General features: G+C 60.1%; 11 protein-coding genes. 5 read left to right on the plus strand and 6 right to left on the minus strand.

What is annotated here, in order from left to right:
* Positions 1-143 precede the first annotated feature (143 nt).
* The gene (locus GTP27_RS02235; protein ID WP_161037529.1) at positions 144-551 is read left to right on the plus strand and encodes a hypothetical protein; all 408 of its coding nucleotides are present in this window, start codon (positions 144-146) and stop codon (positions 549-551) included.
* 52 nt (positions 552-603) lie between these two features.
* Here the strand turns inward: GTP27_RS02235 and GTP27_RS02240 are convergent, their stop codons facing one another.
* The gene (locus GTP27_RS02240) at positions 604-1,455 is read right to left on the minus strand and encodes an alpha/beta fold hydrolase (RefSeq protein WP_161037530.1); all 852 of its coding nucleotides are present in this window, start codon (positions 1,453-1,455) and stop codon (positions 604-606) included.
* A 213-nt stretch (positions 1,456-1,668) separates the two neighbouring features.
* Here GTP27_RS02240 and GTP27_RS02245 point away from each other — a divergent pair, with 213 nt between their 5' ends.
* Positions 1,669-3,327, plus strand: a complete 1,659-nt coding sequence (locus tag GTP27_RS02245; protein ID WP_202416484.1) for a glycoside hydrolase family 32 protein — start codon at positions 1,669-1,671, stop codon at positions 3,325-3,327.
* Here GTP27_RS02245 and GTP27_RS02250 read toward each other — a convergent pair.
* The 3 genes from GTP27_RS02250 to GTP27_RS02260 form a co-directional block, all read right to left on the minus strand.
* The gene (locus GTP27_RS02250) at positions 3,324-4,628 is read right to left on the minus strand and encodes a replication-associated recombination protein A (RefSeq protein ID WP_161037531.1); all 1,305 of its coding nucleotides are present in this window, start codon (positions 4,626-4,628) and stop codon (positions 3,324-3,326) included. The genes GTP27_RS02245 and GTP27_RS02250 overlap by 4 nt on opposite strands.
* 50 nt (positions 4,629-4,678) lie before the next feature.
* On the minus strand, positions 4,679-5,311 hold the full coding sequence (gene lolA / locus GTP27_RS02255; RefSeq protein WP_161037532.1) for an outer membrane lipoprotein chaperone LolA: 633 nt from the start codon (positions 5,309-5,311) through the stop codon (positions 4,679-4,681).
* 84 nt (positions 5,312-5,395) lie between these two features.
* Entirely contained in the window at positions 5,396-7,771 is a 2,376-nt protein-coding gene (locus GTP27_RS02260; RefSeq protein ID WP_161037533.1) for a DNA translocase FtsK, read from the minus strand.
* A gap of 254 nt (positions 7,772-8,025) precedes the next feature.
* Here GTP27_RS02260 and trxB point away from each other — a divergent pair, with 254 nt between their 5' ends.
* The 3 genes from trxB to GTP27_RS02275 all read left to right on the plus strand — a co-directional run bounded on the left by trxB (position 8,026) and on the right by GTP27_RS02275 (position 10,363).
* Positions 8,026-8,979, plus strand: a complete 954-nt coding sequence (gene trxB, locus GTP27_RS02265; protein ID WP_161037534.1) for a thioredoxin-disulfide reductase — start codon at positions 8,026-8,028, stop codon at positions 8,977-8,979.
* A gap of 3 nt (positions 8,980-8,982) precedes the next feature.
* Positions 8,983-9,651, plus strand: a complete 669-nt coding sequence (locus tag GTP27_RS02270; protein ID WP_161037535.1) for a Smr/MutS family protein — start codon at positions 8,983-8,985, stop codon at positions 9,649-9,651.
* Between the two features lie 79 nt (positions 9,652-9,730).
* On the plus strand, positions 9,731-10,363 hold the full coding sequence (locus tag GTP27_RS02275; RefSeq protein WP_161037536.1) for a trimeric intracellular cation channel family protein: 633 nt from the start codon (positions 9,731-9,733) through the stop codon (positions 10,361-10,363).
* Between the two features lie 209 nt (positions 10,364-10,572).
* Here the strand turns inward: GTP27_RS02275 and GTP27_RS02280 are convergent, their stop codons facing one another.
* Together GTP27_RS02280 and GTP27_RS02285 are read right to left on the minus strand one after the other, a co-directional pair.
* Complete coding sequence (locus tag GTP27_RS02280) at positions 10,573-13,419, minus strand: TonB-dependent receptor (protein ID WP_161037537.1); 2,847 nt, start codon at positions 13,417-13,419, stop codon at positions 10,573-10,575.
* Between the two features lie 276 nt (positions 13,420-13,695).
* Positions 13,696-15,114 (minus strand): sulfatase family protein, encoded by a 1,419-nt coding sequence (locus GTP27_RS02285; protein ID WP_161037538.1) that lies wholly within the window; start codon positions 15,112-15,114, stop codon positions 13,696-13,698.
* Between the last annotated feature and the right edge of the window lie 4 nt (positions 15,115-15,118).

Here is a 15,118-nt window from a genome sequence, read left to right on the forward strand (position 1 = left end):
GCCATTGTACCAAGAGGCAGCCACTTGTTTGCTAGTTTTGACCGGACTCAACTGTAGGATTTCTCCTACGCAACCTATCGTGCGCCACGCCATCGCCATGCTGGCTAAGATGCCATCACGATAGACTGCACAAGGAGATCACCATGATGACCCGTACTCTGGCGCTGGCCGGCGCCGCCCTGCTGCTGGTCAGCGGTTGCGCCAGCATGCATCCCGCTGCCAGCGACGAAGCGCCACCACCCGCCAATCCCGACTTCGCTGGCGCCATGGCCAAATTCAATGCCCAGTTCCCGAACGAAAAGGCGAGCCGCTACGAAGAGGTGTCTATCAACTACAACAACAACCTGAAACTCGACGAGAAAGGCAATTGCCACGAGCGCTCGAAATACCCCGTGGTGATCGTGCTGACGCTGGACGCCAGCGGCAAGGTGGTCGGTTCCACCACCGATGTGATGAACGCCAAGGCCGAATGTTTCCGCCAGGCCTACGCAGCGGCGCAGCTGCCGCCGCCGCCATTTGCGCCCTACCAGAAGCCTATCCGGCTGCGCTAGCTGGGCCAGTGCCCGTGCCGTGCGCGCAGCGCGGCACGGGGCTTAGCCCGGATCAGCCATCGGCGACCTCATCCTCGGCCGCACCTTCGCCCTCATGTTCGGGATGGGCGGACGGAATCGGCAGCCAGTCCTGCACGACCTTGTTGAAGCGCTCGGGCTGGCGCACCATGGGCCAGTGGTCAGTATTGAAAGGGATAATCTTGTTGCCCTTGCGCGCCTCGATCTTTTCCAGCCAGCTATTCGAGTGAAACATGAAAGGCTTGCGCACGCCGTAGATGTACAACATGGGCACTTTAGGCTCGAACGCTTGCAGATTGCGGTAGGAACCGGCCTCGCCTGCGGACAGGATGTAATACGGGTAATTCATCTGCGAGCCGATGTACTCGCGCACGGACGGCGCACCCAGCTTGCTGGCCATGCTGCGCGTAATCATATTGCCGATAGGGCCACCTATGGCCCACGCCAGCGACAGCATATTCTGGTAGGAGCTCACGCCCAGCTTCTGGGTAAAGCTGCGCGAGCGGCGCGTTTCGACGGAATTGGCATCACCGATATCGACGCCGATAATCGCCGACACCTGCTGCTTGTTGCGCATGTAGTATTCGTAGCCGAACACGCAGCCCCAGTCGTGCAGCATCAGTATTACTTTTTTCTTCTGGCTGATCGCATTGATCACGTAGGAAATGCTGCGCACCGTTGCATCGAGCGAGTACACGCGGCGCGGCGTATCGGGATCGAAGCCGGGCAAGGTAAAACGGACGCAACGGTAACGGTGCTTGAAGTCAGCCACCTGCGCATCCCACATACGGTAGGTATCAGGCCAGCCATGGATCATTACGATGGTTTCGTCACCCTCGCCATCGATATGGATATCGATTCCATCCACCTTCTTCACCTGCGACATGCCGCCCCTCGCCTTGTTAGCAAATAAAACAGTATCTTACCGTAACTGGCAGCGTTTAGTATGGGTATCAACATGTCCCTCGGGCTTGCAGCCAGCAAGCAGAAAATCTCCTTTACAAGCCTGTTTGATCTCCTTACAATTCTTTGCAATCGATTGCATTAGCGGATCTAGCCTGTGCCAGCGCAGGCAGTCCGACATACTGGGGAACAGGGCATGAACGCAAGCTTAATCCGGAGCGTAATGATGGCAGGTCTGGCTGGTCCGCTGTTAATGGCAGTGCCCGCAACGCAGGGGGCCGAGGGTGTCGCTCATAGCGGACACGGCAACACAGCTGCCGCGCCGGAATTAATCCAGCCGCAACCCTATCGCCCTGCCTACCATTTCACCCCGCCCCATGCATGGATGAATGATCCGAACGGCATGGTCTACTATAAAGGCCTGTATCACCTGTTCTACCAGTTTCATCCCTACAGCAATGTCTGGGGGCCCATGCACTGGGGCCACGCCACCAGCCCCGACATGATCCACTGGACACATCAGCCGATAGCGTTGGCGCCGGATGAGCTGGGCGCCATCTTCAGTGGCAGTGTCGTGGTGGACTGGAAAAATACCAGCGGCTTCGGCACAGCAGACAACCCGCCACTGGTGGCCATCTTTACCTATCACAATGAAGCAGACCGGCTGGCCGGCAAGCGCCCGCCGCAAAGTCAGGCACTGGCCTACAGCAGCGACAACGGTGCCAGCTGGACCAAATACGCGGGCAATCCCGTGCTGAAGGCGGCACCGGATCAGGGCGATTTCCGCGATCCCAAAGTGCGCTGGCACGAGGCCAGCCAAAGCTGGATCATGAGTCTGGCCGTAGGCGATCATGTGGAATTCCATGCCTCGCCCGATCTGAAGCAGTGGCACTTGCTCAGTCAGTTCGGCAAGAACGTGGGCGCCCACGGCGGCGTATGGGAATGCCCGGACCTGCTACCTATCCGTGTAGCCGAAACGGGCGGGCAGAAATGGATGCTTCTGCTGAGCATCAACCCCGGCGGGCCCAACGGCGGCTCGGCCACCCAGTTCTTCATCGGTGATTTCGATGGCCGCAATTTTGTGCTCGACCCCGCGTTTGCCAGCCAGCTCGAACAGGATGGACCGCAGTGGATAGACTGGGGCCGTGACAATTACGCCGGCGTGACATGGTCCGATGTGCCGGCAGCCGATGGCCGGGTGCTGATGCTGGGCTGGATGAGCAACTGGGATTACGCCACCAAGGTGCCAACTAGCGCATGGCGCAGCGGCATGACGCTGCCGCGCGAGCTGCAGCTGCACCGGCAGGCGCAGGGCTACGTGCTGCATTCCCTGCCCGTGCGCGAACTCGATGCGCTGAAAGGCCGCATCAGCCAGCCACAGACAGCAACCGCAACTGAAGGCCTGAGCTTGTCCGGACGCGCACTCGAGCAATCGGAAACCTATGTCGAATTCAGCCTTCCCGGCGGCAACAGCAAAGCCTATCTGGAGTTTTCCAATGCGCAAGGCGAGGCGTACAAGGTCGGGCTGGACGGACAGACAGGCCGCTATTTCAGCGACCGGCGTCAGGCCGGACGCAAGGATTTTTCCGAGCAGTTCGCCAGCAAGCTGCACACGGCACCGCGCCACGCGCAGTCAGCCGTCGTCAGGATGCGGGTCTACCTCGACCGCAATTCGGCCGAGCTGTTTGCCGATGACGGCGCCACGCTGATGTCGGAACTGATATTCCCCAGCGCCCCCTACACGCAGGTGCGCTTCCTCGTCGACGGACAGGCCGCGCAGCCAGCTGCATTCACAGTCACGGAAATTGGCAGCAGCCAGACCAGCATGCAGACGCCTGCAGAACCGGCCCGCTAGGGCGCTCGGGCATCCTCGTCGAGCTTGCGCAGGAAGGCCATTTTGTCGGCGATCTTGCTTTCCAGCCCGCGCGGGACGGGCTGATACCAGCCCGGCTCTGCGATGCCATCGGGCAGATAGGTTTCGCCTGCCGCATAGGCATGCGGCTCATCGTGGGCATAGCGGTATTCGTGGCCGTAACCCAGCTCCTTCATCAGTTTGGTCGGCGCATTACGCAGATGCACGGGCACTTCGCGCGATTTGTCTTTCTTCACAAACGCCATGGCCTGATTGAAGGCGTTGTAGCCGGCATTGCTCTTGGCGGCAATCGCCAGATAGATTACCGCCTGCCCCAGCGCCAGCTCGCCTTCGGGCGAACCGAGCCGTTCGAACGTGCTGGCAGCATCGTTGGCCAGCTGGATGGCACGCGGATCGGCCAGACCGATATCTTCCCACGCCATGCGCACGATACGGCGCGACAGATATTTGGCATCGGCACCGCCATCAAGCATGCGGCACAGCCAGTACAGCGCAGCATCGGGGTTGGAGCCGCGTACCGACTTGTGCAGGGCCGATATCTGGTCGTAGAAATTATCGCCGCCCTTGTCGAAACGGCGCGCATTGAGCGTCAGCGCATTCTGGATGAACTCGGCCGTGATATGGCTGTTGCGGGCCGCCTGTGCCGCCAGACTGGTCTGCTCCAGCAGATTCAGCAAACGGCGCCCATCGCCATCGGCATAGCCGATCAGCGTATCGATGGCCGCTTCATCGAACTGCAGATGGGCCAGCAGCGTAGCGCGCGCCTTGTCCACCAGCTGGCGCAACTCCTCCGGCGTGAACGATTGCAGCACGTAGACCTGCGAGCGCGACAGCAGCGCCGAATTGACTTCGAAGGAAGGGTTTTCCGTGGTCGCGCCGATCAGCGTGACCAGTCCCGATTCCGCATAGGGCAGCAAGGCATCCTGCTGCGACTTGTTAAAGCGGTGTATCTCGTCGACGAACAGGATGGTATGCTTGCCCCGCTCCAGATTGTGCTGGGCCTGCTCCATGGCGGCGCGGATATCCTTCACGCCGGAGAACACTGCCGACAGCGCGATGAACTCGCAATCGTAGGCCGTGGCCGTCAGCCGTGCCAGCGTGGTCTTGCCCACGCCGGGCGGGCCCCACAGTATCATCGAATGGGGCTGGCCCGATTCGAACGCCAGACGCAAAGGCTTGCCCGGCCCCAGCAGATGTGACTGGCCTATCACTTCGTCCAGCGTTTTCGGACGCAGTGCTTCGGCCAGAGGCGGGCGCGGTTCGGTGGAAAAAAGATCAGCCATGCGTGTTCGGAGTGGTAGACAGACAGCCCGCAACAGGGCGGGCATACCGCTTAATTATTGAAGACGTCGGCGCCTTTGGGCATGACGAATTTAAAAGTGGTAGCAGTCAGCGGCGGATTCTTTTCGATCTTGCGGAACGCCAGCACGGAAGTCTGACCGAAGCTGTCTTTCAGCTCCATGGCTTCCGGCAAGCCGTTGCGCAGGCCGATGGTAATCAGCTCGAAGCTGGTGTCCTTGGCTTTAGGCACGGCTTTCAGCCATTCCAGCCCGTCCTTGCTGCCGGCTTCCGACAGCGTGAAATTCTTTTCCAGATCATTGCTGCCGAACAGGATCGCGGCAGGCGAAGAACCGAGCGCGTCGCCCAGCTTCTTCACCGTAACCTGATTCAGGTCTTTATCGAAGATGAACAGCTGTTCGCCATCGGCCTGCAGTACCTGTTCGTAAGGCTTGCTGTAAGTCCAGATGAACTTGCCGGGACGGGCAAACAGGAAAGTGCCGCTGGCGGTAGAGGACACCTTGGGCGCTTCGCCTGTGCTGCTCTTCACCTGCCGCTGGCTGAACTCGCCACGGGCGGCCTTGGTCGAGCTGACGAAAGATTTGAACTGTTCCAGCGCGCTGGCCTGCGCCTGCGCTACCGCCAGCCAGCCGGCCATGGCCAGCGCTACAAATTTAAAACGATGCATACGATTTATCCTGATCTATCCGGTTGAGTCACACAGCGGCCCAGCCTACGCGCCGCCGCTTATCACGGGCTTAACGGCGCGCCATCACTGTTCGGCACTCGCGGTCGGCACCAGTATGTCGCGGTTGCCGTTGGACTGCATGGGCGACACCACCCCGCTCTGCTCCATCTGCTCGAGCAGACGCGCCGCGCGGTTGTAGCCGATGCGCAGATGGCGCTGCACCAGCGAGATCGAGGCGCGGCGGTTTTTCAGCACCACCTGTACTGCCTGATCGTACATCGGATCGGCCTCGCCGCCGCCCTCGCCTGCTGCCGCACCCTCGCCGCCTTCGCCGCCTTCCAGCGTACCGCCTTCGAGTATGCCGTCGATGTAGTTAGGCTCGCCGGTGCTCTTCAGATGTTTCACCACGCGGTGCACCTCGTCATCGGAAACGAAGGCGCCGTGCACCCGCACTGGCAAACCTGTACCAGGCGGCATGTACAGCATGTCACCCATACCGAGCAGGGTTTCCGCCCCCATCTGATCCAGAATGGTACGCGAGTCGATCTTGGACGATACCTGGAAGGCGATACGGGTAGGAATATTCGCCTTGATCAGACCCGTAATCACATCCACCGAAGGACGCTGGGTGGCCAGTATCAGGTGCAGGCCGGCAGCGCGGGCCTTCTGCGCAATCCGCGCAATCAGCTCTTCCACCTTCTTACCCACCACCATCATCAGGTCGGCCAGCTCGTCGATGATGATGACGATGGTTGGCAGTTTTTCCAGCGGCTCCGGCGAATCCGGCGTCAGGCTGAACGGATTCGGAATATGCTCTTCGCGCTTCTTGGCTTCGGCAATCTTGGCGTTGTAGCCGGCCAGATTACGCACACCGAGCTTGGACATCAGCTTGTAACGGCGTTCCATCTCGTTCACCGCCCAGTTCAGCGCATGGCCGGCCTGACGCATATCCGTCACCACCGGCGCCAGCAGGTGCGGGATACCTTCGTACACCGACATCTCCAGCATCTTCGGATCGATCAGTATCATGCGCACATCCGCCGGATCGGCCTTGTACAGCAGCGACAGGATGGTGGCATTAATCCCCACCGACTTACCGGAGCCGGTAGTACCGGCCACCAGCAAGTGCGGCATCTTGGCCAGATCAGCCACCACTGGCTTGCCAGCGATATCCTTACCCAGCGCCACCGTCAGCGGCGACGCATTATCGTGATACACCTTGGAACCGAGTATCTCGCTCAGGCGCACGATCTGGCGTTTCGGATTCGGCAGTTCCAGCGCCATGTAGTTCTTGCCGGGGATGGTTTCCACCACACGGATCGAGGTCAGCGACAGCGAACGGGCCAGATCGCGCGCCAGACCGACAATCTGGCTGCCCTTCACGCCCGTTGCCGGCTCGATTTCATAGCGTGTCACCACCGGGCCCGGATAGGCCGCCACCACCTTGGCTTCCACGCCGAAGTCGGACAGCTTCTTCTCGATCAGGCGGCTGGTGAATTCCAGCGTCTCGATCGACACCGTCTCCTGCACTTCCGCCGCTTCATCGAGCAGCGACAGGGCTGGCAGCGTGCTGTCGGTCGGCATATCCTGGAACAGGCTGGCCTGACGCTCTTTTTCCACCCGTTCGGATTTGACCACGGTGACCACCTGCGGTTCGATCTTCACTGGCGGCGCGGCCACATGCTTCTCCACATGCTTGGCGCGTTCCGTCACCACCACTTCTTCGCGCTTCACCGCTGCCACTTCGCCCTGACGGCGGTCTTCGCGGTACTGGTAGCGCAGCACCACCCATTCGATGCCCATTTCGATGGCTGTACCGACTTTTTCGGCCAGGGTCAGCCACGAGACGTGGAAGAACAGGCTCAGGCCCAGCCCGAACATCAGCAACAGCAGCAGGGTCGCCCCCGTAAAGCCCAGCGCAACGTGGGCAGTATGGCCCACCAGTTCGCCCAGCACGCCGCCGGGCGCACGGGGCAACTGCACGCGCAGCGTGTACATGCGCAGGTATTCCAGACCGATGGAGCCTATAAACAGCAGCACGAAGCCGATCGCGCGGATCAGCGGCTCCTGCGCATGTTCGGGCTCCGGCGCTTGGGCCAGCACATATTTATGGGTCAGGCCGCGATAGCCTAGCCAGACCTGACGCAGCAGGTAGAAGGCCCACCACCACGCCGAGAAACCGAAAATATAGAGCAGCAGATCGGACAGCCAGGCACCGGCACGGCCCCCCAGATTATGAATCTGCGGCACCAGCGTGCCATGCGACCAGCCCGGATCCAGCTTGTCATAACTGGCCAGTATCAGCACGAAATACACGCCCAGCACGGCCAGCGCCAGCCAGCGCGCTTCGGATAGCAGCCGCACTAGCCGGTTCGGCAGAGGCTGGCGTTCGGTAGGCGTGCGGGTATAGCCGGAAACCACGGCCTTGGGCGCGCGCTCCTGCACTTTTTTACTGCTCATAAATAGAAAGAAGAGAATACAAAGAGAAAGCCAAGTGTACGATCCAGCAATGTTATATGCCGAGAAATGTCCGCATACGCTTATTCTAAGCCATACGGCGGCGAACGGGACTGCCGATTCATGCAGGAACGCCGCTTGGACTATAATCTAGCCTTGCCCGGACGAAAGCAGGCTGCGCTACAACACTGCCGCGCTTGCGATTCGCTTTGCCGGCCCCACATCCGGATTAATTCAACACACAGAAGAAGCCTGCCATGACCACTCCTAAACACGCACGCGTATTGATCCTCGGTTCCGGCCCCGCCGGTTACAGCGCCGCCATCTATGCGGCCCGCGCCAACCTGAAGCCTATGCTGGTGACGGGCGTCGAGCAAGGCGGCCAGCTGATGACCACCACCGACGTGGAAAACTGGCCAGCCGACCCGATGGGCGTGCAAGGCCCGGACCTGATGCAGCGCTTCCTGCAGCACGCAGAACGTTTCAATACTGATATCGTGTTTGACCACATCCACACCGTCAAGCTGCAGGAAAAACCGATCCGTCTGATCGGCGACAGCCACGAATACACCTGCGACTCGCTGATCATCGCCACCGGCGCGTCGGCCCAGTATCTGGGTCTGCCATCGGAGCAGGAGTTCATGGGCCGCGGCGTATCCGCCTGCGCCACCTGCGACGGTTTCTTCTACCGCAATCAGGAAGTCGCCGTGATCGGCGGCGGCAATACCGCCGTGGAAGAAGCGCTCTACCTGTCGAACATCGCCAACAAGGTCACCATCATCCACCGCCGCGACAAGTTCCGCGCCGAAGCCATCCTGATCGACCGCCTGAACGCCAAGGTCGCCGAAGGCAAGGTGGTCATCAAGTACAACCACACGCTGCAGGAAGTAGTGGGCAACGAAGGCGGCGTCACCGGCCTGAAGATCCAGTCGACCGAAGACAACAGCGTCACCGAACTGAACGTGCACGGCCTGTTCGTGGCCATCGGCCACAAGCCCAACACCAGCATCTTCGAAGGCCAGCTGGACATGAACAACGGCTACATCAAGACCCGCGCCGGCAACGAAGGCATGGCCACCGCCACCAGCGTGGCAGGTGTGTTTGCCGCCGGCGACGTGCAGGACCACGTCTACCGTCAGGCCATCACCAGCGCCGGCACGGGCTGCATGGCCGCACTGGACGCCCAGCGCTACCTCGAAGCCCAGGAGTAATCGGTGGCACTGAAAGACTTCGCTGACCTGAAATCCCTCAGCAAGCAGCTGAGGGAACAGGCCGAGACGCGTGCCGCGGCCGAAGCCGAACGGGTCAAACGGGCAGCGCAGCAGGCACGCGAGGCCAATCTGTTCCAGTCCAGTCTGGGCGGCGTACAGCGCATGCCGGAACAGAACCGCCATGTAGCGCAGATGCCGAAAACTGTGGCCGCAGCGGCGGCGCCGGCACGCAAGCTGACCCAGGCCGAGGATGATGCGGCCGTGCTGCGCGAATCGCTGTCCGACCTGTTCGAAGTCGATCACTATCTGGAAGACGATCCGGCGCTCAACTACAGCGCGCCGGGCGTCGGTCCCGATGTCATGAAGAAGATGCGCAAAGGCCACTGGCCGGTGCAGGACGAACTCGACCTGCATGGCATGAACCGCGATCAGGCGCGCGATGCACTGGGCGCCTTCCTGACCCGTTCCGGCCAGCGCAACCACCGCTGCGTGTGCGTGATCCACGGCCGCGGCTTCGGTTCGCGCGGACAAGAACCGGTGCTCAAGTCCATGGTGCATAGCTGGCTGGTACAGAAAGGCGTCGTCGCTTTCTGTCAGGCGCGCAACCACGAAGGCGGCGAAGGCGCGCTGATCGTGCTGCTGCGCGCGGCACTACAGCCCGCCCGCTACTAATTCCCGGCAAGAAACAATCCTACACGCTGAGTGTAGGACATGTTAACCTATGGACATTACAACTTTGTCCATAGCACCCATGAAGCACGTCGTCGTACCCCACGTCTCCCTGATCACCGTCATCGAAGTCGTCGCGATTCTGGTGGGCGCGTTTTCCGGCTTCGTGGAAGCGCGCCGCAAGCGCATGGACATCGTCGGCATCTTCACGGTGGCCTTCATCACCGCATTCGGCGGTGGTACCCTGCGCGACATCCTGCTCGATAAACGGCCCCTGTTCTGGGTCATGCATCAGGAATACGCCATCCTGATCTTCATTCTGGCGCTGGTCGCTTCGCCGCTGATGCGCACCCTGCGCCAGATTCTGTCCGAGCGGCTGATCGTGATTGCCGACGCCATCGGCCTCGGCCTGTTTGCCGTGGCCGGCGTGTCGCAGGCGCAGGCGGCCCACATGCCGCTGTTCATTGCTGCCATGATGGGCGTGATCACCGGCATCTTCGGCGGCGTGTTGCGCGACATCGTCTGTAATGAAGTACCGATGGTCTTCCGCGATGGCAAACCGTATGCGATCTGCGCCTTCTTCGGCTGCTGGATGTACATCGGCCTGCAGTACACCGACGTCTCGGATGATTTTGCCCTGTGGTCCAGCGCTGCCGCCATCACCATCATCCGTTTGCTCACCTGGTCGTTCGATCTGCGCATCGGCAAGCACTAATCGGACATCCGGTACAGCGGCACCGAGTTTGCTGCCGGCGCCGGGCCGAGGGCGGGCTACGGCGCCGCGCTCGCTGCGCTGCTACCTTTCCCCTACTTTGCCTGATCATAGCCAGCCTGCACCCAGTGCCGACCTCCGCGCCTCGGGCACGGCGCAAAAAAAACGGCACACCCGCAGGTGTGCCGTTTTGCTTGGTCTAGCTAGCTAGATTAGAACGTGTAGTTCGCGCCCAGCGAGAAGAAGCGGCCTACTGCGCCAGCCTGATGCAGCGTAGCGTTGTACGCGGTCAGGTTGTTGGCATTGCCGTAGGTTGCTACGTCGATAGGCGGTTTGCGGTCGAACAGGTTCAGGATCGAACCTTTGATCATCCAGTTTTTGCCGATCTTGTAGGTCACGTTCAGGTCGGTCGACATGAACGATGGCACGTGGCAGTAGCCAGCCGGAGTGTCTTTACCGTAGAAGTAAGCACGACCCGATACCGAAGCGACGTCTTTGCACTCGGTCACATCAACCGAAGGATCCAGTGCCGAGAACGAGCCCACCCAGTTGAAGGTGGTGGTTACCGCCAGCGGACCTTTGTCCCAGCCCAGGGTCAGCTGAGCACGGTTTTTCGGATTGCCGGTGTCGCCCGAGATCACGGAAGGACCGTGGGTGCCTGCCAGTTCGTAATCAACGCCATTCGAGCTCAGCACATACGAAATCATGTGGTTGAAGGTCAGATCAGCTTTGATGTTGCCCAGCTCGCCCAGCTTCTGTTTGTACAGGAAGTCCAGTTCGATACCGCTGGTGGTGGTGCCGCCCGAGTTCACATAACCGGAGGAACCGTAAGCAATGGTACCCACTGCTGGGGTGCCCGAGTAGGTACCGCCTTTGCCGTCAGCGATATCGACTGGGAAGATCGCGTTACGCACATAGGTCGGTACGAAGCCTGGCAGACCGGCTGCAGTGTTGATCTGGTTGTTAACTTCGATACGGTAGTAGTCGAAGGTGGTGCTGAAGTTGCGGGTAGGCTCGAAGATCGCACCGAAGGTGTACGATTTCGATTTCTCTGGCGACAGATCCTTGGTGGTCTGCTGTACGAACGCAGGAGCGAAGTTACAGGCAGCAGGTACGTTGCCGGCAGTCTTAGGATTGCCGTCTTTGCACAGGATAGGGTCGTTGATCGCGTGGAACGAGAAGAACGAACCGGCGATGCCGTTTTCGGCAGCGTTCGGTGCACGGAAACCGCGCGAGTAGGTACCACGCAGGCTCAGCATGTCGACTGGCTTGTATTTGAAGCCAGCTTTAGGCGTGAACGAGTGACCGTAGGTATCGTAGTGGTCGTAACGTGCCGAAGCTTCCAGTTCCAGATTTTTCAGCAAAGGTGCCGACAGCTGGCCGTAAGCAGCGGTATTGGTTTCTTTACCGAACACATAAGCGCCACCGTTACCGACCACACCTTGAGCCAGCAGATCAGCCGACGGTGCGTTCAGGTTTTTATGGGTGTAGCTCAGACCGGCTGCGAAGTTCATGGTACCGCCTGGCAGTTCCATTACTTCATGCACACCGTGCACGTCAGCGAAGGTCAGGGTATCGGTAGCCTGGTTGTTGAAGTGCGGCGAAATGGCAGCCATGTCCGCAGCGGTGTTGCCACCCAGCGGGTTGAATGGGCTGGTTGCGCGGGTCAGCGCCTGATACAGGGCAGCACGGTTGACGTAGCCGCTGTAGTCGATGTCGGTCTTGACGCGGGTGTAGCCCAGCGCAGCGCCGATATCCCAGCCATTCCAGCTACCGTTCAGGTCAGCCACGACACGGCTCGAAGTCGCCTTGTTTTTCTGGGTGGTGGATGGATCCAGACCAGGGATGTAGCCGTACAGACGGGCCGGAGCACCCAGGGTGTTGAGCGGGTAGGAAGCCGGGAACACGGTCGAACCGTACACGTTCACGATCTTAGGATTGGCGCCCGGTACCAGCGAGGTGTTACCGGTGAAGCTGCTTGGCGAGAAGGTCGCCGGCACGCCACGGTTGTTTTCGCTTTCGCGCTGGAACACCGAAGCTTTTACAGCCAGTTTCCAGTCTTCACCCAGATTTTTGCTGAAGCCTACCAGGGCGTTGACGTTCTTGGTTTCTGGCTGCAGGAACGAGACGGTATCGCGGATCGCGCAGCCGCCGGCCATGTATTTGTTGTAGTTGCAGTTAGTATCCAGGAACTGGAAGTTGGCTGGGTTGTTCACGCCGCCGGTACCGGCCGGGTTGTAGAAGAACGGGCTGCTGGTCGCGATCAGACGGCTGTTCTGTGCATTCGGCACGCCGCGGGTCAGGTTCATACCGCCGCGGTCGGACCAGTTACCGTTAGCCCAGATCTGGTTGTCACGGTCAGCCAGTTTGATGGCGTCGGCGTGACGCAGTTCCAGCGAGCCGAACACGTTGTAGCCGTCGGTAGCCAGGTCACCGAAACCGTGGGTAATCGCGGTTTTATAGGTGGTGCCGCCGCCGTGCTGCGAGGTGCCTGCATCGGTCTTGATGCTGGTGCCGTTGAACGATTTTTTCAGGATGATGTTGATTACGCCGGCAATCGCGTCGGAACCGTACACCGAGGAAGCGCCGTCTTTCAGCACTTCGATGTGGTCGATGGCGTCGAATGGAATAGCCGAAACGTCGACGAACTGACGCTGGGCGTCGTCCGACAGCGGGTACGGAGCCATACGGTGGCCGTCGATCAACACCAGGGTCAGGCCCACGGTCAGACCGCGCAGCGATACGCCGGCGCCGCCGTTGGCGAATGCGCCCGAGAAGCCGCTACCCAGAGCACCCTGGCCGTTGGCCGACAGATTGCTCAGCACTTCAGCCACCGAGGTGTAGCCCGACTTGGCGATGTCTTCAGCCGTCAGAACCTGCACCGGGCTGGCGGTTTCCTTGTCAGCACGGCTGATCAGCGAACCGGTAATGACCACACGCTGTGGTACCACTTCTTCTTTTTGCTGCGCAAACGCAGGCTGGCTTACAGCCATCGTCAGAGCACCGCTAGCCACTACTTGCAGGATTGCAAGCGGCATGGATTTCATACGTAACTTCATTGCACTTCTCCCAGACCCAAAATTCTTCTTTAAAAACAAAACCGCTAGTCGCGCTGTTTTGCGCTAGCGGGGCCGCATGGTAAGCAACTTGATACGTGCATTACGGAAGGATATTCCGCTGCCCGCCAATTACTAACTGCGCATGGAACCATGTCACAGAACAGATCGTCAATATCGTTTTGACTCAATTCACAAATAAACAACAGTTACAAATTTACTTACCGAAAAACTAATTTTTCTGAGCTAATAGTACCGGGCACTTGTAACAATTAGTAACTAATCCTCAATCTTTCCATCAACCGCTTTGATCCCATAGCGATCTGCCTGTATTTGACCTGATACACCATGGGTGCGTACATCTGCCGTGATCGGCAGCATGTCTTTATTCCAGCTTTCCCATTGCGCTTTCAGCTGTTTGAAAATAGCAGGATGGCGTTGCACCAAGTTGGCGCGTTCTCGTTGGTCTTTTACAACATCAAACAGGAATTCATTGCCCCCTATGCGCAGATATTTCCAGTTACCGGAACGTATGGCCCGCTGGGCATTGGCCTTGTAGCGCCATAACAGCGTACGCGGCTGGACCGCTGCCTGCCCCAGCAACTGCGGCAGCAGATTCTGCCCGTCGCTGGGATAGGCCGGATCGGGCGCGCCGCCGGCTGCTGCCAGCAAGGTGGGCAGCCAGTCCATGCTGATAGCCACCTGATCGCTCACCTGCCCCGGCTTGATCTGCGCGGGCCAGCGCACGATGGCCGGCACCCGTATGCCGCCCTCCAGCAATTCGGTTTTCTGCCCCGTCAGCGGCCAGGTTCTGGAGAAGCGCTCGCCGCCATTGTCGCTGGTGAAGATCACGATGGTGTTATCGGCCAGCCCCTGCTCGTCCAGCGCCTTGAGCACGCGGCCGATGGAAGCATCGAGCGCTTCCACCATGCGGCCGTAGGTAGCCAGATCGCCGCCATCGTAGTGGAAGATGTTGCTGATATCGCGCGACACGGCCTCGTCATCCGGCCCTTCCCACGGCCAGTGCGGCGCCGTGTAGTGCAGCGACAGCAGGAAGGGCTGGCCCGGCCGCTGGGCGCGCACGTAATCGACCGCGCGGGCACCGAGCAGGTCGGTGTAGTAGCCGATCTGGTGCACCGGCACTTCGCCTTCGTACAGGTCTTCTTTCACCAGCGGCCCTACCCCGGGCTTATGGGTGAAATAGTCGATGGCGCCGCCATAGTTACCGAAAAAGCTGTCGTAGCCGCTTTTCAGCGGACCGAAGGTGGGCAGATAGCCCAGATGCCATTTGCCGATCAGCGCCGTGCCATAGCCCTGCTGTTTCAGCAGTGACGGCAAGGTCGGATGGCTGGGCGGCAGACCTATGGTGTCGGAAGCGCCGGCGATCGGTTCTTCCAGTCCGCCGCGCAGGCGGTACTGGTAGCGCCCCGTAATCAGGGCAAAGCGGGTGGCCGAGCACACGGCCGAGTTGGCATACGCCTGGGTAAAGCGCAGGCCTTGTGCCGCCAGCCGGTCGATATGGGGCGTGCGGAAGTCGGTCTGGCCATACACGCCCAGATCGGCGTGGCCGAGATCGTCGGCCAGTATGAAGAGAATATTCGGCGGCTGCGTTTTAGCCGCCAGTGCGCGCGGTAGCGCACCGGCCAGCGCCAGCGCAGGCAGGGTTTTGAGTAAATTGCGGCGACGGATACTGGTCATGCTG

Source organism: Duganella qianjiadongensis, assembly GCF_009857915.1.
Lineage (GTDB): Bacteria > Pseudomonadota > Gammaproteobacteria > Burkholderiales > Burkholderiaceae_D > Rugamonas > Rugamonas qianjiadongensis.

Coding starts and splice junctions, on each gene's coding strand:
- GTP27_RS02235 (WP_161037529.1), top strand. CDS start 144: ATGATGACCCGTACTCTGGCGCTGGCCGGCGCCGCCCTGCTGCTGGTC.
- GTP27_RS02240 (WP_161037530.1), bottom strand. CDS start 1,455: ATGTCGCAGGTGAAGAAGGTGGATGGAATCGATATCCATATCGATGGC.
- GTP27_RS02245 (WP_202416484.1), top strand. CDS start 1,669: ATGAACGCAAGCTTAATCCGGAGCGTAATGATGGCAGGTCTGGCTGGT.
- GTP27_RS02250 (WP_161037531.1), bottom strand. CDS start 4,628: ATGGCTGATCTTTTTTCCACCGAACCGCGCCCGCCTCTGGCCGAAGCA.
- lolA (WP_161037532.1), bottom strand. CDS start 5,311: ATGCATCGTTTTAAATTTGTAGCGCTGGCCATGGCCGGCTGGCTGGCG.
- GTP27_RS02260 (WP_161037533.1), bottom strand. CDS start 7,771: ATGAGCAGTAAAAAAGTGCAGGAGCGCGCGCCCAAGGCCGTGGTTTCC.
- trxB (WP_161037534.1), top strand. CDS start 8,026: ATGACCACTCCTAAACACGCACGCGTATTGATCCTCGGTTCCGGCCCC.
- GTP27_RS02275 (WP_161037536.1), top strand. CDS start 9,731: ATGAAGCACGTCGTCGTACCCCACGTCTCCCTGATCACCGTCATCGAA.
- GTP27_RS02280 (WP_161037537.1), bottom strand. CDS start 13,419: ATGAAGTTACGTATGAAATCCATGCCGCTTGCAATCCTGCAAGTAGTG.
- GTP27_RS02285 (WP_161037538.1), bottom strand. CDS start 15,114: ATGACCAGTATCCGTCGCCGCAATTTACTCAAAACCCTGCCTGCGCTG.